At 66.5% G+C, this 19,100-nt stretch carries 18 protein-coding genes and 1 pseudogene; 13 read left to right on the top strand and 6 right to left on the bottom strand.

The genetic code is table 11. The features are described from left to right. Position 1 precedes the first annotated feature (1 nt). The 4 genes from DFLDMN_RS22525 to DFLDMN_RS22510 all read left to right on the top strand — a co-directional run bounded on the left by DFLDMN_RS22525 (position 2) and on the right by DFLDMN_RS22510 (position 2,991). Positions 2-424, top strand: a complete 423-nt coding sequence (locus tag DFLDMN_RS22525) for a VOC family protein (protein ID WP_423200094.1) — start codon at positions 2-4, stop codon at positions 422-424. Positions 425-533: 109 nt separating this feature from the next. Beyond that, on the top strand, positions 534-1,232 hold the full coding sequence (locus DFLDMN_RS22520; RefSeq protein WP_423200093.1) for a fumarylacetoacetate hydrolase family protein: 699 nt from the start codon (positions 534-536) through the stop codon (positions 1,230-1,232). Positions 1,233-1,668: 436 nt separating this feature from the next. Then, positions 1,669-2,127 (top strand): copper resistance protein CopQ, encoded by a 459-nt coding sequence (locus DFLDMN_RS22515; RefSeq protein WP_423200091.1) that lies wholly within the window; start codon positions 1,669-1,671, stop codon positions 2,125-2,127. Positions 2,128-2,382: 255 nt separating this feature from the next. Beyond that, positions 2,383-2,991, top strand: coding sequence for a TetR/AcrR family transcriptional regulator (locus DFLDMN_RS22510; protein ID WP_423200090.1), 609 nt, complete (start codon positions 2,383-2,385; stop codon positions 2,989-2,991). Positions 2,992-3,316: 325 nt separating this feature from the next. Here the strand turns inward: DFLDMN_RS22510 and xth are convergent. Beyond that, positions 3,317-4,105, bottom strand: a pseudogene (gene xth, locus DFLDMN_RS22505) (exodeoxyribonuclease III); the annotation flags it as partial. Positions 4,106-4,244: 139 nt separating this feature from the next. On the opposite strand from xth, the gene DFLDMN_RS22500 reads away from it, so the two are divergent. Together DFLDMN_RS22500 and DFLDMN_RS22495 are read left to right on the top strand one after the other, a co-directional pair. After that, positions 4,245-6,635 (top strand): ATP-dependent DNA helicase, encoded by a 2,391-nt coding sequence (locus tag DFLDMN_RS22500; RefSeq protein WP_423200089.1) that lies wholly within the window; start codon positions 4,245-4,247, stop codon positions 6,633-6,635. Between the two features lie 226 nt (positions 6,636-6,861). Further along, on the top strand, positions 6,862-7,194 hold the full coding sequence (locus DFLDMN_RS22495; RefSeq protein WP_423200088.1) for a thioredoxin family protein: 333 nt from the start codon (positions 6,862-6,864) through the stop codon (positions 7,192-7,194). Positions 7,195-7,274: 80 nt separating this feature from the next. On the opposite strand, the gene DFLDMN_RS22490 is transcribed toward DFLDMN_RS22495, so the two are convergent. Then, positions 7,275-8,162 (bottom strand): LysR family transcriptional regulator, encoded by an 888-nt coding sequence (locus tag DFLDMN_RS22490; protein WP_423200087.1) that lies wholly within the window; start codon positions 8,160-8,162, stop codon positions 7,275-7,277. A gap of 119 nt (positions 8,163-8,281) precedes the next feature. Here DFLDMN_RS22490 and DFLDMN_RS22485 point away from each other — a divergent pair, with 119 nt between their 5' ends. Continuing rightward, positions 8,282-9,712 carry an aldehyde dehydrogenase family protein gene (locus tag DFLDMN_RS22485; protein WP_423200086.1) on the top strand — a complete coding sequence of 477 codons (1,431 nt, stop codon included), beginning with the start codon at positions 8,282-8,284 and terminating at the stop codon, positions 9,710-9,712. A 6-nt stretch (positions 9,713-9,718) separates the two neighbouring features. Here DFLDMN_RS22485 and DFLDMN_RS22480 read toward each other — a convergent pair whose 3' ends face one another. Next, positions 9,719-10,192 carry an Lrp/AsnC family transcriptional regulator gene (locus tag DFLDMN_RS22480; RefSeq protein WP_423200085.1) on the bottom strand — a complete coding sequence of 158 codons (474 nt, stop codon included), beginning with the start codon at positions 10,190-10,192 and terminating at the stop codon, positions 9,719-9,721. Between the two features lie 255 nt (positions 10,193-10,447). Between DFLDMN_RS22480 and hppD the strand changes: the two genes are divergently transcribed. The 3 genes from hppD to DFLDMN_RS22465 all read left to right on the top strand — a co-directional run bounded on the left by hppD (position 10,448) and on the right by DFLDMN_RS22465 (position 14,440). Further along, on the top strand, positions 10,448-11,545 hold the full coding sequence (hppD, locus tag DFLDMN_RS22475) for a 4-hydroxyphenylpyruvate dioxygenase (RefSeq protein ID WP_423200084.1): 1,098 nt from the start codon (positions 10,448-10,450) through the stop codon (positions 11,543-11,545). Between the two features lie 216 nt (positions 11,546-11,761). Further along, the gene (locus DFLDMN_RS22470; protein WP_423200082.1) at positions 11,762-13,153 is read left to right on the top strand and encodes an amino acid permease; all 1,392 of its coding nucleotides are present in this window, start codon (positions 11,762-11,764) and stop codon (positions 13,151-13,153) included. A 90-nt stretch (positions 13,154-13,243) separates the two neighbouring features. Beyond that, entirely contained in the window at positions 13,244-14,440 is a 1,197-nt protein-coding gene (locus DFLDMN_RS22465) for an amino acid aminotransferase (RefSeq protein WP_423200081.1), read from the top strand. Between the two features lie 49 nt (positions 14,441-14,489). On the opposite strand, the gene DFLDMN_RS22460 is transcribed toward DFLDMN_RS22465, so the two are convergent. The 3 genes from DFLDMN_RS22460 to DFLDMN_RS22450 form a co-directional block, all read right to left on the bottom strand. Further along, on the bottom strand, positions 14,490-15,278 hold the full coding sequence (locus tag DFLDMN_RS22460; protein ID WP_423200080.1) for a molybdopterin-dependent oxidoreductase: 789 nt from the start codon (positions 15,276-15,278) through the stop codon (positions 14,490-14,492). Next, entirely contained in the window at positions 15,275-15,895 is a 621-nt protein-coding gene (locus DFLDMN_RS22455; RefSeq protein ID WP_423200078.1) for a cytochrome b/b6 domain-containing protein, read from the bottom strand. The genes DFLDMN_RS22460 and DFLDMN_RS22455 overlap by 4 nt, the downstream gene beginning before the upstream one ends. Before the next feature lie 72 nt (positions 15,896-15,967). Further along, entirely contained in the window at positions 15,968-16,600 is a 633-nt protein-coding gene (locus DFLDMN_RS22450) for a DUF5666 domain-containing protein (protein ID WP_423200077.1), read from the bottom strand. 217 nt (positions 16,601-16,817) lie between these two features. Here DFLDMN_RS22450 and DFLDMN_RS22445 point away from each other — a divergent pair, with 217 nt between their 5' ends. The 3 genes from DFLDMN_RS22445 (at position 16,818) to DFLDMN_RS22435 (ending at position 19,027) form a co-directional block, all read left to right on the top strand. Further along, entirely contained in the window at positions 16,818-17,525 is a 708-nt protein-coding gene (locus DFLDMN_RS22445) for a glutathione S-transferase N-terminal domain-containing protein (RefSeq protein WP_423200076.1), read from the top strand. Between the two features lie 262 nt (positions 17,526-17,787). Further along, entirely contained in the window at positions 17,788-18,735 is a 948-nt protein-coding gene (locus DFLDMN_RS22440; RefSeq protein ID WP_423200539.1) for a Bug family tripartite tricarboxylate transporter substrate binding protein, read from the top strand. 154 nt (positions 18,736-18,889) lie between these two features. After that, positions 18,890-19,027, top strand: coding sequence for a hypothetical protein (locus DFLDMN_RS22435; protein ID WP_423200075.1), 138 nt, complete (start codon positions 18,890-18,892; stop codon positions 19,025-19,027). Positions 19,028-19,100 lie beyond the last annotated feature (73 nt).

The following is a 19,100-nucleotide window of genomic DNA, read 5'->3' as shown; positions in this document are numbered from 1 at the left end:
GATGAGCGCCATTCCGCTGTTTCACCTTGCCTTTCCCGTTCACGACCTGGCTGCCGCGCGCAGTTTTTATGGCGATCTGCTGGGCTGCCCCGAGGGTCGCAGCTCCGACGCGTGGGTCGATTTCGACTTCTACGGCCACCAGGTAGTGGCGCACCTGTCGCCGGACGAATGCGGTCACCGCAGCACCAGCGCGGTTGACGGCGACGATGTGCCGGTACGCCATTTCGGCGCGATCCTGCCGATGGAACAGTGGGAACAACTGGCCGACAAGCTGCGCGCGGCCAATACGAAGTTCGTGATCGAGCCGCACGTGCGCTTCAAGGGCCAGGTTGGCGAGCAGGCGACGATGTTCTTCCTCGATCCGTCGGGCAATGCGCTCGAGTTCAAGGCCTTCGGTGACCTGAGTCAGGTCTTCGCCAAATAAGGGTCTCCACCGCGCTTTGCCCCGAGACTAGCGATTTCACGCGCATGGACGCGGCCGGTCACCGCCGGCCGCCCCGTGCCGCAGCCTTCCGTCCTTTGCGAGATTCCACATGACCGAATTCGTCATCCAGCCGGCCCCGCAGGCCAGCATCGCCGTGGCCGACAGCACGGCCCGCTTTCCGATCCGCCGCGTGTTCTGCGTCGGCCGCAACTACGCCGCGCACGCGCGCGAAATGGGCAAGGATCCGGATCGCGAGCCGCCGTTCTTCTTTACCAAGCCGGCCGACGCCGTGGTGCCGGCCGAAGGGACCGTCGCCTACCCGCCGCAGACCGACAACCTGCACCATGAGATCGAACTCGTGGTCGTGCTCGGCAAGGGCGGCAAGAACGTCAGCGCCGCCCAGGCGCTCGACCTCGTGTGGGGCTACGGCGTGGGCGTGGACCTGACTCGCCGCGATCTGCAGGACGTGGCCAAGAAGATGAGCCGTCCGTGGGACTGGTCGAAAGGCTTCGATGCTTCGGGTCCGTGCGGCCCGCTGCAGCCCGCCGCCAGGATCGGCCACCCGACCAAGGGTGCGATCTGGCTCAAGGTCAACGGCGAGACGCGCCAGGCCGGCGACCTCGATGAGCTGATCTGGCCGGTGGCGGACGTCATCGCCTATATCTCGGAGAGCATGGAACTGGCCCCGGGCGACGTGATCTTCACCGGCACGCCCGCTGGCGTCGGCGCGCTCCAGCCTGGCGACATGGTCACGGCGGGCGTCGACGGTGTCGGCGAGATCGCTTTCACGATGGGACCGCGCCCCTGATTCCCGTGCGGATGCGGGACCGTGCCGACCTTGTCTGACGGCTGGATGGCGTCAGCGCGGCGTCGGCAAGCGACGGCAAGGCGTCGGCGGCAATTCGCCACCGACGCCATTTTTTCTTTCATTTCAACGAGTTATTAATTTTTACGGATGGATTAGAGGCGCCGTTCGACATTTCCTTAAAGAAACCGCTTGCGTGTCTATCTAGTAGTAGATAATATTCGAGCCATGGACACCGCTGCAGTCAGGCAGTCAGCAACGGGGTCCCGCAGCACAAGCGTTTGTCAGTACCGGGAGGCGGTCTTTTTTTTAACCCCGAAATTCTATCTACCAATAGATAGCAGACACTGGGAACCAAAGCCGCCTGACATGCAGCACAGACCTCGGCCAGCGACTCGCCAACGACGCGACACCGGCCGGAACAACAAAGGAGCAGATCATGAATGCCAAGTCCCTTATCGCCGCCGCCGCCGTTGCCACCGCACTTGCTTCCGCCTTCGTGGCCGGCCCCGTCCAGGCCCAAGGCCCGCAGGACAGCACGCACGCCGGCGACCGCTATGGCTACAACTTCCGCGCCGGCAGCCGCGATGTGTTCCTCGACGGTGCCCGCATCAGCAATCGTGACGGCTACACCGACGGTGCCCGCATCAGCAACCGCGATGGCTACACCGACGGCGCCCGCGTGACCAACCGCGACGGCCTGGTGGCCGGCCTGGATACCAAGGGCGTATCGGCGACCCCGGCCCGTTCGACCGATCCGTACCTGGACGGTGCCCGCAATGGTCAGCGCGACGTCTTTACGGATGGCGCGCGCACGCTAGCCGGCCTGGACCGCACCGGCGTGTCGGCCGAACCGTCGCGCAGCGCCGATGTGTACACCGACGGCGCGCTCGCGTAACGGGTCAATGGGCGTGAATGGGCGTCGATGGTCGCCAATGTCTGAACCAGACCCCGGCCGGTCGCGGCAGACCGGCCGGCTGCAGTGTGCATCAGGAGTTTCCAATGAGTTGGCGTGACAGTGCCCTGATTCTGGGCGGATGGGTGGCGCTTTGCCTTGGTAGCGGGGCGCTGCTGTCGTTGCTCGCTCGCACGCTGTCGGCATGACCGGCGGCACAGCACAACAGGAGGGTCTATCCCCGGATAGACAGTCGTCATGAAAACGCAATCCGTACGCGAACAACTGCTTGCCCATGCACTGGAGCTGATCCAGCGGCGCGGGTACAACGGGTTCAGCTATCGCGATCTGGCGGAACTCGTGGGCGTCAAGACCTCCAGCATTCACTACTACTTCCCGTCGAAGGATGACCTCGTACTGGAAGCGGTGCGGCAGTACAGCGCCCAGGCGTCGGAGCGCATTCATGCGATCGACACCTCGCTGCCGCTACCGGAACAGGCGCGTCGGTATCTCGATCCGCTGCACGACAAGATCGAGCGCGGCCAGGCCTGCCTGTGTGAAATGCTGTCGGCCGAGGTGGTCAACGTCTCCGACGATGTCCGCACGCAATTGCAGGCCCACTTCCGCATGAACGAGGGATGGATCGCGCGCCTGCTGGAACGGGCGGAAGCCGAACGTGGTCGGCCGTTTCCGGTGCCCGCGCAAGCGCTGGCGAAGGTCGTCTATGGCGCCGTGCAGAATGGCGTGGTGACGGCCCGCATGTCGGGCTCGACCGATCGCTTCGATGCGGCGGCCGATCTGCTGGTAGGCGCGGTCACCGAGGCCTCGCCCCTCTATACGTGCGATGAGGTGGCGGTGGCCGGTTGATACGCCAGTATCGGCGCAGGCCAGTCGCAAGCGCTGCGCAAGCCCGTCGCAGTGCGGACGTCGTGCAAGCTTCCCGCGCGGAGTGCGCCGGCACTTAACCGCTGGAGCGCTTGCGGGCGGCCGTCCTGGCGGCCGCCTTCGTGCCGGTTGCAATGTTTGCCTTCGTGCCGGTCCGGGCGCCGGGTTTCGCGGTGGTTCTGGCGCCCGTCGTAGCCCCCATCTTAGTGGCCGTTTTAGTCGCCGTCTTAGTGGCCGTTTTAGCGCCCGTTTTAGCCCCCGCCCTGGTGGCTTTGACGCTGGCCTGCGCGGTCGCTCGCCCCGCCCCGCCGTCCCCCATCTCGAGCTCCACCCACACCGGCGCATGATCGCTCGCATGCGGCTCGCCCCTGACCCATTTGTCGACGCCGGCGTCGCGCATGCGCGCGGCGAGGCTGGCGCTGAGCAGCAGATGATCGATGCGCAGGCCCGAGTTGGTCTGCCAGTGCTGGCGGAAGTAATCCCAGAACGTATAGATGCGCTCGTCCGGATAGCGCTTGCGCAGCGCGTCGGTCCAGCCCTGCGCCAGCAGGCGCCGGTAGCACTCGCGCGACTCCGGCTGCAGCAGCGCGTCCTTGAGCCACGAGCGCGGGTTGTAGATATCCTCGTCGGTCGGCACCACGTTGAAGTCGCCCGCCAGCACCACCGGATGCCCGCTCGCATAGAGCGCTGCCGCATGCTGGATCAGGCGTTCGAACCACGCGAGCTTGTAGTCGAACTTGGGTCCCGGTTGCGGATTGCCGTTGGGCAGGTACAGGCAGGCCACCAGCACGCCATTCACGGCGGCCTCGAGGTAGCGGCTATGCGTATCGTCCACACCGCCGGGCAAGCCGCGCCGGGCCTCGATCGGGTCCGTGCCCCTGGCCAGGATGGCGACGCCGTTCCATGACTTCTGGCCATGCCAGACCGCGCCGTAGCCGGCGGCGCGGATCTCGTCGATCGGAAAGCCCTCGTCGACGGTCTTGAGTTCCTGGAGGCAGGCCACGTCGGGCGACGCGCGCGCGAGCCAGTCGAGCAGCGCGGGCAGCCGCGAGCGGATGCCGTTGATATTGAAGCTGGCGATCTTGAGCGTGTGCATGGGCTAACCGTAGGCTGGATTCGTCGCTTTTTCCATGTGCGCAGCAAGAATCCTTCCCGCGCACTTCCAGCCCACCGCATGGCACTGTATATTCGTACAGTCCCAACACCCCCAAGCCGTGCCTCAGCCTGTCCCTGCCGTGCCCGATCCCGCCCCGTCCGGTCTTCCCTCATCTTGCGAGCCCGCCTCGCCGCGCTACACCATCGCGGTGCGCACGCTGTGCGAATTCACAGCCAAGGCGGGTGACCTCGACCTGCGCTTTACCCCCTCGCCCACGGCCCAGGAAGGCGTGGCGGGGCACGGCGTGGTGACGCGGCGGCGCGGCGCGGGCTATCAGGCGGAAGTGGCATTGTGCGGCGACTATGTGGACGCCGGTGGCGGGGGTAGCCTGCGCGTGCGGGGCCGTGCCGACGGTTACGACCGCGCCGCCAACCGGCTGGAAGAGATCAAGACCGTGCGCGGCGAGGCGACGGTCGTGCCGGACAATCATCGCGCGCTGCACTGGGCCCAGATCCGGACCTACGGCTGGCTGCTGTGCCAGCAGGAAAATCTTGCAGAGATTGAACTGGCGCTGGTCTATTTCGACATCCTGAGCCAGCGCGAGCGCGTGGAAGTGGAGCGCGCCGACGCCGCCACGCTCCGCGCGGCCTTCGAGGCGAGTTGCCGGCGCTTTCTGGCATGGGCCGCACGCGAGCTCGCGCATCGCGCCGCGCGCGATGCGGCGCTGGCCGTGCTGGCCTTTCCGCACGCCGACTTCCGGCCCGGCCAGCGCACCCTCGCGGAGTCCGTGTACAAGGCCAATGTGGCGGGCCGCACGCTGCTGACGCAGGCGCCCACCGGGATCGGCAAATCGATCGGTACCGTGTTTCCGGCGCTGAAGGCCATGCCCGGGCAGCAACTCGACAAGGTGCTGTTTCTGTCCGCGCGTTCCACCGGACGCGCCGTGGCGCTGCATGCGGCCGCGCAGTTGCGGCGGCAGTCGGCAACCCCGTTGCGGGTGCTGGAACTGGTGGCGCGCGACAAGGCGTGCGAGCATCCCGAGCTGGCCTGCCATGGTGCCTCCTGTCCGCTCGCGCGCGGCTTCTACGATCGCCTGCCGGCCGCGCGCGAACAGGCCAGCGCCGAGCCCGTGCTCGACCGCGACACGCTGCGGGCGGTGGCACGCCGGCATGACGTCTGCCCGTATTTCCTCGCGCAGGAAATGGCGCGCTGGAGCGACCTCGTGGTGGCCGATTACAACTACTACTTCGACCGCAACGGCATGCTGTTCATGCTCGCCGCCCTCAATGGCTGGCGCATCAGCGTGCTGGTGGACGAGGCCCACAACCTCGTGGAGCGCGGCCGCGCGATGTATAGCGGCGAGCTCGACCCGGTGGCGTTCCGCGTCCTGCGCAAGACCGTGCCGAAGGCGCTGGCGCGGCCCTTCGAGCGCGTGCAGCGCCAGTGGCGCGCGCTCGCCAGCCAGGGCAGCACGCCGCACGAGGCCATGGCCACGGCACCCGCCACCTTTGTGGAGGCGCTCGCGCAGTGTTGCGCGGCCATCCTCGAACACCTGAGCGAGGCGGCGCCGGGACAGGCGCACGAGCGCGAGCTCGAACGGTTCTACTTCGATGCGCTGCACTTCCTGCGCCTGGCCGAACAGCTCGGCGAGCATGGCGGCATGCATTCGGTGTTCGATATCACGCGCGTACCAAGCCAGGCGCGACGCGCCGCACCGGGCAGCATGGACGCGCGACTGTGCGTACGCAACCTGCTGCCCGCGCCGTTCCTGCGCGCGCGCTTTGCCATGGCGCATTCGACCACGCTGTTCTCGGCCACCTTGCAGCCGGTGGATTACTACGCCGACCTGCTGGGGCTGCCCGCGCGCACCGCGTGGATCGATGTGCCCTCGCCGTTCCGCGCCGAGCAGCTTGACGTCCGGATTGCCACGCGCATTTCCACGCGTTACCGGCAGCGCGACCGTACGCTGCCGGACCTCGTGCGCCTGATGGGCGAACAGTACGCGGCGCGGCCCGGCAACTATCTCGCGTTCTTCAGCAGTCACGACTACCTGCAGCGCGCGGCCACGCAATTCATGGCGGCGTATCCCGGGATTCCGTGCCGGCTGCAGGCGCGCGGCATGGACGAGGCCGGCCAGGCGGCGTTTCTCGAGGGCTTTGTCGCCGGCGGCCGCGGCATCGGCTTTGCCGTGCTTGGCGGCAGTTTTGCCGAAGGCGTGGACCTGCCCGGCGACCGCCTGATCGGCGCGTTCGTGGCCACGCTGGGGCTGCCGCAGGTCAATCCCGTCAACGAGCAATTGCGCGCGCGGCTGGAGCAGATGTTCGGGCGCGGCTATGCGTACGCGTATCTCTATCCCGGCCTGCGCAAGGTGGTGCAGGCCGCCGGCCGCGTCATCCGCACGCGGGAAGATCGCGGTGTCGTGTGGCTGATCGACGATCGCTTTGCCGACGCCGAGGTGCGGGCGCTGTTGCCGGCGTGGTGGGAGATCGCATCGTCGTCGCACACGCCGCATGCAATCGCGGCAGAATAAGGGGCGTCGCGCTTGGGCACCGGCATCCGGGCCGCGACATCCGACATGAGGCGGCGCGGCTGGCCGGCATTTTGCTTGGCTTGATGTGCCTTGCCTTGATATGCCTTGCCTTGATGTGCCAGGCCTCGATGTGCGTGGCCTCGATGGCAGCCGCGATCGGCCCGGCCAGGTTGGTCTGACCGATTTGCGAACCGCTGCACCGGGTCCCACCAGGAGACTTCCACCGATGAGCATGAACAAGACCTTCGCCGCCACCGAACCGGCCCGGGCCGAGATCGACGCCCTGCCCGGCGCCACGCTGCTCGAATTCGGCGCGCCGTGGTGTGGTTTCTGCATGCGTGCGCAACCCTTGATCGAAGCCGCGTTCGCGGCGCATCCGTCGATCCGCCACCTCAAGATCGAGGATGCAAGCGGCCGGCCGCTCGGCCGCTCGTTCCGCGTCAAGCTCTGGCCGACGCTGGTCTTTCTGCGCGATGGCCAGGAAGTGGCGCGGCTGGTGCGGCCCGCCGACGCCGACGAGATCGCGCGGGCCATGGCGGGAATCGACGGCGCAGCCTGAGCGCGCCACCCTCGGCCTCCCTCAGCGCCCCACTAGCGTCAACCTCGGCGCCACCCTTAGCGGGACCCTCAGCGTGACCCTCAGCGCCACTCGCGCATCATCTCCACCAGCGCGCGCAAACCCGCTGGCAGATGACGCCGGCTCGGGTAATACAGGCACAGGCGGCCAAACGACGGCGACCAGTCGTCGAGCACGCCTATCAGGGTCCCGGCCGCGAGGTCGGCGGCCACGTTGAATTCGGTGAGGAAGGCGAGGCCGGCGCCGGCACGGGCGGCATCGAGCATCAGCGAGGCATCGTCGAGCGTGATGGTGCCCGGCACGTCGACCTCCGTCGGCTCGCCATGCCGCGCAAACTCCCAGCGATACAGCACGCCGCTCGGCATGCGTGCGCGAATGCAGCGATGCTCCAGCAGATCCAACGGCGTGCGCGGCACCGGGTGCCGCTCGAAGTAGGCCGGACTGCCGACCACCACCATGCGCTGCGCCGGCCCGAACGGAATCGCCACCATGTCCTGCGGTACCGCATCGGCCAGCCGGATGCCGGCGTCGAAGCCCGCCACCACGATATCGATCAGCTTGCCCTCGGTGACCACATCGAGATGCATCTCCGGATAGCGGCGCAGATATTCGAGGAACAGCGGCATGGTCTGACGGGCGGCGCCAAGCGAGGTATTGAGGCGCAGTGTCCCGCGCGGCGTGGCGCCATAGCTACCCGCCTGGGTCAGCGCGTCGCGGATCGACGCCAGCGCCGGCGAGACCGAGGCCACGAACTGGGAGCCGGCCTCCGATAGCGCCACGCTGCGCGTCGTGCGATTGAACAGGCGTACGCTGATGCGCGCTTCGAGTGCCGCCACGGCATGCGAGAGCGCCGAGGTCGACATGCCCAGTTCTGCCGCCGCCGCGCGAAAGCTCCGGTGCCGGGCAACCGCCAGCACCGCTTCCAGTTCCTGCAGTCCCGTGGTGTGCATGATGGAGATTATCCTCATTCATTCAACGATACATCCCGCATTGTATGGCTAGACGGGCCAATGATCGAACCCTACATTGGACGTGAAGGGGCCACGCCTCACCACCTCAAGGATGTCTCATGCACCAAATCGACCAGATCTATCTCGACGGCGCCTTCGTCACCCCGCACGGCGACGAATGGTTCGATCTCTTCAACCCCGCCACCGAGCAGACCATCGGCCGCGTGCGCCTGGCCGACGTCGAGGATGCGCGCCGCGCCATCGCCGCCGCCAGCGCGGCCCGCACACGCGTGGCCAATGCCAGCCGCGCCGAGCGCCTGGACTGGCTGGCCCGCATGGAAGCCGCCGTGCGCGCCCGCAAGGACGACCTCTTCGCCGCGGTCATTGCCGAATATGGCGCGCCGGCCAGCCGCGCGCGCTGGATGGTGGACTATGCCGCCGATGTCATCGGCCACACCGCCGAGGTGCTGCGCGAGTACGACTTCACGCGCCGTGCCGGCAGCGCCGAGATCACCATGCAGCCGCTCGGCGTGGCTGGCCTGATCACGCCGTGGAATGCCAATGCGAGCTTTATTACCGGCAAGCTCGCCGCCGCGCTGGCGGCCGGTTGCCCCGCCGTGATCAAGCCGAGCGAGATGAGTGCCCTGCAGACACGCATCGTGACCGAGGCCCTGCACGCTGCCGGCCTGCCGGCGGGCGCGTTCAATATCGTGACGGGTCGCGGCGAGGTGGTGGGGGCGGAGATCGCCGCGCATGCCGATGTCGCCAAGATCTCGTTTACCGGTTCCACGGCGGTCGGCAAATCGATCCTGCGCACGGGCGCGGATACGCTCAAGCGCGTCACGCTGGAACTGGGCGGCAAGTCGCCGACGATCGTGCTCGACGATGCCGACTTTGCCAGCGCCGTGCCGCTCGCGCTGCAGGCCGGCTTCATGAACAGCGGACAGGCCTGCATCGCCGGTACCCGCATCTTTGTGCCGGCCGCGCGCCAGGCCGAATTCGAGGCGCATGTGCGCGACGCGATCGGACAGTTTCCGGTCGGCGACCCGGCCGATCCCGCCACCGCCATCGGTCCGATGGTGAGCCACCGGCAATGGACACGCGTACAGCACTATATCGAGGTGGGCGTGCAGGAAGGCGCCCGGCTCGTGACCGGCGGCGCGGGGCGGCCCGCTGGCCTGGCGCGCGGCTGGTTCGTGCGGCCTACGGTATTTGCCGACGTGCGCAACGACATGACCATCGCGCGCGAGGAAATCTTCGGGCCGGTCCTGGCCATCGTGCCGTACCGTAGCGAGGACGAAGCGGTGGCCATGGCCAACGATACCCGCTACGGCCTGCAGGCTTACGTGATCGGAAGCAACCCGGACGGCTCCGCCCAGGAGCGGGCACGCCGCGTGGGCGCGCGCATCGAGGCGGGTCGCGTGCTGATCAACACGCTGACGCACGAGCCCAAGGCACCGTTCGGCGGCTTCAAGCAGTCGGGCATCGGCCGCGAGTATGGTACCTACGGGCTCGACGCCTTCCTCGAACCCAAGGCCATGCTGATGTGACGGGCGTCAGTTCTCGAGCGGCATCGCGCTCGTGCATTTGATCTCGTCGAGGCAGACGCTCGACTTCACGCCGCTGACGCCGGGAATGCGCATCAGCGTGTCGAGCAAAAAGTCCGACAGCGACTTGAGATCCCTGGCGACCACCTTGAGCACGTAGTCGATGTCGCCCGTCACGGAAAAGCATTCCTGGATCTGCGCGAGTTCCGCCACCAGTCCCTTGAACTTCGACAGGTCGCGGATATGCCCGCGCTCCATCGTGACGTGGATAAACGCGGTCACGCCAAAGCCGAGCGCGTGGCTGTCGAGCCGCGCCTCGTAACGCTTGATGACGCCCGCCTCCTCCAGGCGGCGATGCCGGCGCAGCGTCTGCGCCGGCGACAGGCTGATGGCCTCCGCCAGCTCCAGGTTGGAGGCCCTGCCGTGTTCCTGCAGCACTCCCAGCAAGCGGCGATCCGTACGGTCCAGCTCAGGATTCTGCACTTCGGTTGCTCCCTATCGTAGTTTTACGAAATTTCCTTGCGCAATTTAGGGTTTCCCTTGGTCCGTTACGAAATCCTATTTAGCGGGCCGGAATATACACTCATTTCCATCGCGACTGGCATGGAAAGCATGGGCGAGTGCAAACATCGCATCTTTCCGCCGCCACCGGCAACGGCCCTGCAATATTCGGACCCGTCAGATGCCGGCATTGTCGCCTATCGTTGAAATATTATTTCTCCCCGCATCGCAACGACCATGTCCGCCAACCGTTCCGCCCCCAGCACCGATCTGTTCGACAACCCCATGCAGTTGATGGGCTTCGAGTTCGTCGAATTCGCGTCTCCCCTGCCCAATGTGCTCGAACCGCTGTTCGAGAAAATGGGCTTTACGCTGGTGGCGCGCCATCGGTCCAAGGACGTGCTGCTGTATCGCCAGGGCGACATCAACTTCATCGTCAATCGCGAACCCAACAGCCACGCTGCCTACTTTGCCGCCGAACATGGCCCGAGCGCCTGCGGCATGGCGTTCCGCGTCAAGGATTCGCACAAGGCCTATGCGCGCGCGCTGGAACTGGGCGCGCAGCCGGTGGAGATCCCTACCGGCCCGATGGAGTTGCGCCTGCCCGCGATCAAGGGCATCGGCGGCGCGCCGCTCTACCTGATCGACCGCTTCGAGGATGGCAAGTCGATCTATGACATCGACTTCGAGTTCGTCGAGGGCGTGGACCGCCACCCCGAGGGCCATGGCCTGCGCGTGATCGATCACCTGACGCACAACGTCTACCGGGGTCGCATGGCGTACTGGGCCAACTTCTACGAGCGCCTGTTCAACTTCCGCGAGATCCGCTACTTCGACATCCAGGGCGAGTACACCGGCCTGACCTCGAAGGCGATGACCGCGCCCGACGGCAAGATCCGCATTCCGCTCAACGAGGAATCGTCGAAGGGCAGCGGCCAGATCGAGGAATTCCTGATGGCCTTCAACGGCGAAGGCATCCAGCACATCGCGTTCCTGACCGACAACCTGATCGAAGTCATCGACAACCTGCAACTGGCCGGCGTTGAGCTGATGACGGCGCCCAACGACTACTACTACCAGGCGCTGGAGACGCGCCTGCCGGGCCATGGCCAGCCGGTGGACCAGCTGAAGGCGCGCGGCATCCTGCTCGACGGCACTACCGCGGGCGGCAAGCCCCGGCTGCTGCTGCAGATCTTCTCGAAGACCGTGCTCGGCCCGGTGTTCTTCGAGTACATCCAGCGCCAGGGCGACGACGGCTTTGGCGAAGGCAACTTCAAGGCCCTGTTCGAATCGCTCGAACGCGACCAGATCGAACGCGGCACGCTGAAGGTCTGACCCTCCGCTTATCGACGTCGGCGATCGTGGCCGCCGATGGTGGCCGACCGTGGCCACCCGAAGCGCGCCCGCTTTTCCAGGATTGGCACGGTCTGGACGGAGACCCGTGCCGGTCGACCCCGCCGCCGGCGCTACCCGCGCCGGCGGATTTTTTCAAGCGCCCGCCCCCCCAACAGAGGCGCCAGACATTCCACAAGAATGGGTAGAGGAAGACAGATGGTTTCACACGCTGCACCAGACAACGGCGCGCTCAAGCGCGGCCTCAAGAACCGGCATATCCAGCTGATCGCGCTTGGCGGCGCGATCGGCACCGGGCTGTTCCTGGGCATTGCCCAGACCATCAGGATGGCGGGCCCGTCGGTCCTGCTCGGCTACGCGGTGGCCGGCATCGTCGCGTTCTTCATCATGCGCCAGCTCGGCGAGATGGTGGTGGACGAACCGGTGGCCGGCTCGTTCAGCTACTTCGCCAACAAGTACTGCGGCCACTTTGCCGGCTTCCTGTCGGGCTGGAACTACTGGGTGCTCTATATCCTCGTGAGCATGGCCGAGCTGTCGGCGGTGGGCATCTATGTCCAGTACTGGTGGCCCGGCATTCCCACATGGGTGTCGGCGCTCGTATTCTTCCTGGCCATCAACGCCATCAACCTGAGCAGCGTGAAGTCGTTCGGCGAGATGGAGTTCTGGTTCTCGATCATCAAGGTGGCGGCCATCGTCGGCATGATCGGCTTTGGCGGCTACCTGCTGGCCTCCGGCCAGGCCGGGCCCGAAGCCAGCGTGGCCAACCTGTGGCAGCACGGCGGGTTCTTCCCCAATGGCCTGGGTGGCCTGGTGATGGCGATGGCCGTGATCATGTTCTCGTTCGGCGGGCTCGAACTGGTGGGCATTACCGCCGCCGAGGCGGACGACCCGCACAAGAGCATTCCCAAGGCCACCAACCAGGTGATCTACCGCATCCTGATCTTCTATGTGGGCGCGCTGGGTGTACTGCTCTCGCTCTATCCCTGGGGCAAGGTGGTGACCGGCGGCAGCCCGTTCGTGCTGATCTTCCATGCGCTCAACAGCGAGATCGTGGCCACCGTGCTCAACGTGGTGGTGCTGACGGCGGCGCTATCGGTCTACAACAGCGGCGTCTACTGCAACAGCCGCATGCTGTTCGGCCTCGCCCAGCAGGGCAACGCGCCCAGGGCGCTGCTCAAGGTCAACCGCCGCGGCATTCCGCTCGCCGCGCTCGGCGTCTCGGCGCTGGCCACGGCCGGCTGCGTGGTGATCAACTACCTTCTGCCCGAGCGCGCGTTCGAGCTGCTGATGGGACTGGTGGTGTCGGCGCTCATCATCAACTGGGCAATGATCAGCCTGATCCATCTGAAGTTCCGCCGCGCCAAGCGCCTGGCCGGCCAGACCACGCGCTTCCGCAGCCTCGGCTATCCGCTCACCAATTACCTGAGCCTGGCGTTCCTGGCCGGCATCCTGTACGTGATGTATCTGACGCCCGGCCTGCGCATCTCGGTGTACCTGATTCCGGCATGGCTGGCCATTCTTGGCGTAAGCTATCGCCTTCGGCAAAAACATGCCGGGGCAACCCTGCCTGCCAGCGTTCCCGCACGATGAGAACGTAGCGGCCCGCGGGCCGCTGCCCTCGATCGTCTCAATAACGCTTTCCGCAGAACTTTTTTGCAGAACAATCCGGCAGATCATTCCATGTTCGAACATATCGAGGCCTACCCGGGCGACCCGATCCTCTCGCTCAACGAGGATTTCCAGCAGGACCCCCGCACCAGCAAGGTCAACCTGAGCATCGGCATCTATTTTGACGATGACGGCCGCCTGCCCGTGATGAAGGCGGTAGCCGAGGCCGAAGCGGCGCTGCTGTCCGACATGGGCCCGCGCCCCTACCTGCCGATGTCCGGCATGGCCGCATACCGCCAGGCCGTGCAGGCGCTGGTCTTCGGCGAAGACAACCCGGCCCGCGTGGAAGGCCGCATCGCCACGCTGCAGACGCTGGGCGGCTCCGGCGCGCTGCGCGTAGGCGCCGATTTCCTCAAGCGCTATTTCCCCGCTACCGAACTCTGGCTCAGCGACCCGAGCTGGGAGAACCACCGCGTGGTGTTCGAGCGCGCCGGCTTCAAGGTCAACAGCTATCCGTACTACGACCCGGCCACCGGCGGCCTGAAGTTCGACGAGATGCTGGCCGCGCTCAAGCAGATCCCGCCAGGCGGCATCGTGCTGTTGCATGCGTGCTGCCACAACCCGACCGGCGTGGACCTGGACGCGCAGCAATGGCTGCAGGTGATCGACGTGCTCAAGCAGCGCAAGCTGCTGCCGTTCGTCGACATGGCGTACCAGGGCTTCGGTACCGGCCTCGACGACGACGCCTTCGTGGTGCGCGAGATGGCGCGCCAGGGCCTGTCGGCGCTGGTGGCCAATTCGTTCTCGAAAAATTTCTCGCTATACGGCGAGCGTTGTGGCGGCCTCAGCGTGGTATGCCAGAGCGCCGAGGAAGCCGGCCGCGTGCTCGGCCAGCTGACCGGCGCCGTGCGCGCCAACTACAGCAACCCGCCCACGCACGGCGCACGCGTGGTGGCGCGCGTGCTGACCACGCCGGAGCTGCGTGCCAGCTGGGAAAAGGAACTCGCCGAGATGTGCCAGCGCATCGCGCGCATGCGCCAGGCGATTCACGACCAGCTGCGCGCGCATGTGTCGGGTGAGAAGCTGTCGCGCTATATCAAGCAGCGTGGCATGTTCACCTACACGGGCCTGTCGGCGGAGCAGGTGGACCGCCTCAAGAACGAGCATGGCGTTTACCTGCTGCGCTCGGGCCGCATGTGCGTGGCCGGCCTGAACGAGCGCAACGTTGGCGTGGTGGCCAACGCGATCGGGCAGGTGCTGAAGGGCTGAAGGGCTCACGGGCCGATGGCGGCGGGCGGCGGCATGCCGTGCGCTGCCGCTACAACCCGCTGAACCAGTTGTAGCCCTGGTCTTCCCAATACCCGCCCGGGTAATCGTTCGTGACGAACAGCGCCATCACATGTTTGGGGCTCTTGAACCCGAGCTTGGTCGGCACCCTGACCTTGAGCGGATAGCCGTAGTCGGCCGGCAGCGGCGACGTGCCGTAGTCGAGCGCCAGAATGGTCTGCGGATGCAGCGCGCTCGCCATGTCGAGGCTCGAGTAATACCGGTCCGCGCATTTGAAGCCGACGTAGCGCGCATTGAGGTCCGCGCCGACATGCCGCAGAAACGTCCGTAGCGGCACGCCGCTCCATTCGCCGATGGCGCTCCACCCCTCGATGCACACATGCCGCGTGATCTGCGCCGCCTGCGGCAACCGGCGCAGGTCCGCCAGCGACCATGCGCGCTTGTCCGCCACGCGGCCAGAGACTTCGAGGCGGTAGGTGTCGCCGTCGATATCGGGCACGTCGTACTCGGGATAGAACGCGTTGAACGGAAACGGGTTGGTGATCTGCGCGCGCGTGTAGGTGGGGGCGAGCCGGTGGGGGTCGAACAGCCACCCTTGCACGCGGTCGTTCCAGCGCGACATGGCCCATAGCACCTTGTCCACGCTGTCGCCATCCTGCATGGTGCAGCCCGACAGCAGCGCGACCGCCCCGAGCGACAGCGATTGCCGCAGGAACAGGCGCCGCTCCAGCTTGCGCAACTGCGGACGAAAATCCTTCTCGTCGACGTCCTCCGGCAATTGACGGCCCGGCGCCTGACGATCTGGCAACTTGCGGCTCATGTGCGGTTTCCCTTCATGCGGCTTCCCTGCATACGTGTGTCCATCGACCCCACCACCATGCCGACCAGCGTGCGCGGAAACAGCAGCACGAGGACCAGGTGCACGGCGACAAACCCCACCACGGTGGCCATGGCGCAGAAATGCACGACGCGCGCACGGTCGAAGCCACCCATCAACGCGGTCAGCCATTGGCACTGCACGGGCTTCCAGATTGCCAGCCCCGACAGCACCAGCACCACCCCGGCCAGCAGCACCACCACATAGAGCAGCCGCTGCACCGCGTTGTACTCGCCGCTGTCGTGCGACAGGCGCAGGCGCAGCGCCGCCCACGCATCGCGCACGATGGCGCGGGGCCGCAGCGGCAGCAGCGCGCGGCGCAGGTGCCCGCTCGCCAGCGCGCAGACCAGATAGACCAGGCCGTTGGCAACCAGCACCCACATCACGGCGAAGTGCCATGCGATGGCGCCTCCAAGCCAGCCGCCCAGCGTGACCCGGGCGGGAAACGTAAACGGAAAGATCGGCGACGCGTTATAGATGGCCCAACCGCTCATCACCATGCAGACGATGGCGATGGCGTTGATCCAGTGCGTGATGCGGACAAAGCGCGGATGGGTCATGGTGGCATCCCGGGGCGGGTGGCATGCGCTGGTGTGCGGGTGGCTCGGTGCCTGGTGCTCGGCGCTTCGTGCTTACATCGGCGGGACCACGCCGTTCCTGCCCGCCGAAATGGCGCGCGCGGTCAGCTTGCCATCGGGCTGCCTGCTGGCAAACAGCACCACGTTGGTCCCGGCCTTGAGCAGCGAGCGGTCACCGGGCTCCAGCTTGACGATAGGCACATCGGGCGGCACCACGATCTTCTTCTCGCCGTCCTTGTACTTGACCGTGATGGTGCGGCCGTTGCTGATCACGAGGTTGCCGACCGTGCCGTTGGTCATGGTGCTGTTGTTGCCGAGATCCCAGGGACGGTGGCCGTCGCCGGTGCCGGCCATGCTCGGCGGAAAGACGTGTACCTCGAGTGCCTTGAGGGTGCCATCGGCCTGCGGAATCGCCGCCGTGCCCACATAACTGCCCTGTGCAATGTCCTTGGGCTCGGCATTCTCCACGGCGCGGATCGCGGTGTCGGGCGCGAGCGCCACCTCGACGTCCTTGCCGTTGCGTGTATGCACCTTGAGCTCGTCGCCGCTGAGCGCGGTGATCTTGCCGCGCAGCGCGACAGGCGCGGCGGCCGGCTGGGCGAATGCCGGCACCGCGGTCAGCGATGCGGCAGCCATGCTCGTGGCCATCGCGGCCGCGAGAAGCAGGGATCGGGGGGACAGTGACATGAGAACACTCCGTGGAGAGAGAAAGGATGGGGCACGGGGACATCGCCCGCACCGCCGCGCAAGAGGTTAGACCGCGTTTGCAAAATCTGCTCCCGCCTTTTGCGCGCGTTTGTGTCACCGTTTATTACTTTCAATTGACTTACGACACGCCCCTCGGCAAGCCCGCGCGGAAGCGTTTACCATCACGCCATTCCTGATAAATTCGCACGGAGATTCCATGGCTAACGATGCAGCCCCGCACCCAATCCAGCGCAAATGGCCCGCCCGGCATCCCGAGCGCCTGCAGCTGTATTCGTTGCCCACGCCGAATGGCATCAAGGTATCGCTGATGCTCGAGGAAACCGGTCTGCCGTATGAGCCGCACGCGGTGCGCTTCGACAGCAACGACCAGATGTCGCCCGAGTTTCTCTCGCTCAATCCCAACAACAAGATCCCGGCCATCCTCGACCCCGCTGGCCCCGGCGGCAAGCCGCTGGCGCTGTTCGAGTCGGGCGCCATCCTGATCTACCTGGCCGAGAAGACCGGCAAGTTCATGGCGGCCGATCCGGCCACGCGCTACGAGACCATCCAGTGGGTCATGTTCCAGATGGGCGGCATCGGGCCGATGTTCGGACAGGTGGGCTTCTTCCACAAGTTCGCCGGCAAGGAGTACGAGGACAAGCGCCCGCGCGACCGCTACGTGGCGGAATCGCGCCGTCTGCTCAACGTGCTCAACGAACGCCTCAAGGGCCGCGCGTGGATCATGGGCGATGACTACACCATCGCCGATATGGCGACCTTCCCGTGGGTGCGCAACCTGGTGGGCTTCTACGAGGCCGGCGAGCTGGTGGGCATCGGTGATTTCCCCGAGGTGTCGCGTGTGCTCGACGCCTTTGTGGCGCGCCCTGCCGTGCAGCGCGCGGTGAACATCCCCAAGCGCGACTGAATGGTTTAGGATGGGGCGCCATGAGGGCTGGCCAACGAGCCAGCCCCGCTACCAGGAGACGCCCGTCATGACGCCCGGCCTTGCCAGTCTTGGCTTCCTTCGCTTCCTTCGCTTCCTTCGCAGCCTTCCCGTCCTTCCCGTCCTTCGCAGTCTCCCCGTCCTTCGCAGTCTCCCCGGCCTTCGCAGTCTCCCCGGCCTTCGCACTGTTGGCTGGACCGGCCCTGCCCTCGCCTCCGGCGCGGCGCGGCCTTCCCTCGCTACCCTGCTTGCGCTCCCGGCCGCGCTGCTGAGCGCGCCGCCAGCGTTCGCCGACAGCTTCCCCGCCAAGCCGATTCGCTGGATCGTGCCCTATGCCGCCGGCGGCGGTTCCGACTTCCTCGCGCGCACCGTGGCCCAGGGCCTCTCGGCGAAGGTCGGCCAGCCCGTGGTGGTCGACAACAAGCCCGGCGGCAATACGGCCATCGGCGCCGCGGAAACCGCGCGCGCGTCCGCCGACGGCTACACGGTGCTCTCCGCCGACAACGGCACCATGGTGTTCAACCCGGCGCTCTACAAGACGCTGTCATACCAGCCCAGGGATCTTGCGCCGGTCACGCTGATCGGCCGCTTTCCGATGATTCTCGTAGTGGGCCCCGGCACGCGCGCCACGTCCGCGCAGGCGTTTATCGCGGAGGTCAAGGCCACACCGGGCGGCATCAATTACGCGTCGGCGGGTGCCGGCAGTCCGCATCATCTGGCGATGGAACTGTTCAAGGTCGAGGCCGGCCTGACCCTGACACACGCGCCCTATCGCGGCGCGGCCCCGGCGCTCGCCGATGTGGCGGCGGGACAGGTGCCGGCGATGATGGTCGACTATGCCGCCGGCGCGGGCTTTATCAAGGGGGGCAAGGTGCGCCCGCTGGCCGTGGCCAATGCCACGCGGCTGCCGCAACTGCCCGATGTGCCGACCTTCGCGGAACTCGGCTATCGCAACGTGGAAGCCGCCGCGCTCAATGGCATGGTGGTGCCGGCCGCCACGCCGCCCGAGGTAATCGCGACCCTCAACCGCCAGGTGGTGGCGGTCATGCGAGACCCCACCGTGCATCAGCGCCTGGTCGATTTCGGCGTCGAGCCCGTCGGTAATACGCCGGCGCAATTCGGCGAGCTGCTGCGGACGGAAACCGCGCGCTGGACCCGGCTGATTCGCGACCTGAAAATCAGTCTCGACTAGGCGCGCCGGATCAGGTTCGGGACCGGCATCCGCCAGGCGCTGGCCGCACCCGACGGGCGCGGGCGGAAGCCTGCTGTAGGACTACGCCTCAATGGCACGCATCGTGCACCGCCCAGGGTTCCGGACATGTCGTCCACACGTTGACGGAGGCCCTATGCTGCATGGCGATGCGCAGGACAAACGCAAGAAAATGGCACGGCTCAACGGCCGTCGCCAGCCCATCTGGATGCATCCGCTCTTTCTGGGCGCGATCGGGCTGCTGCTGGTAGCGTATATCTCCACGTACTGGTAGCGGCGTAGCGAGTCACGCGCGAACGGGCGGGAACGGGGCGCAGGTGGCAACAATTGCAAGCCGTGTATCAAAG

Source organism: Cupriavidus sp. H19C3, assembly GCF_049393815.1.
Lineage (GTDB): Bacteria > Pseudomonadota > Gammaproteobacteria > Burkholderiales > Burkholderiaceae > Cupriavidus.
The sequence above is the reverse complement of the archived record's forward strand: the minus strand, read 5'-3'. Positions and strand labels throughout refer to the sequence as shown.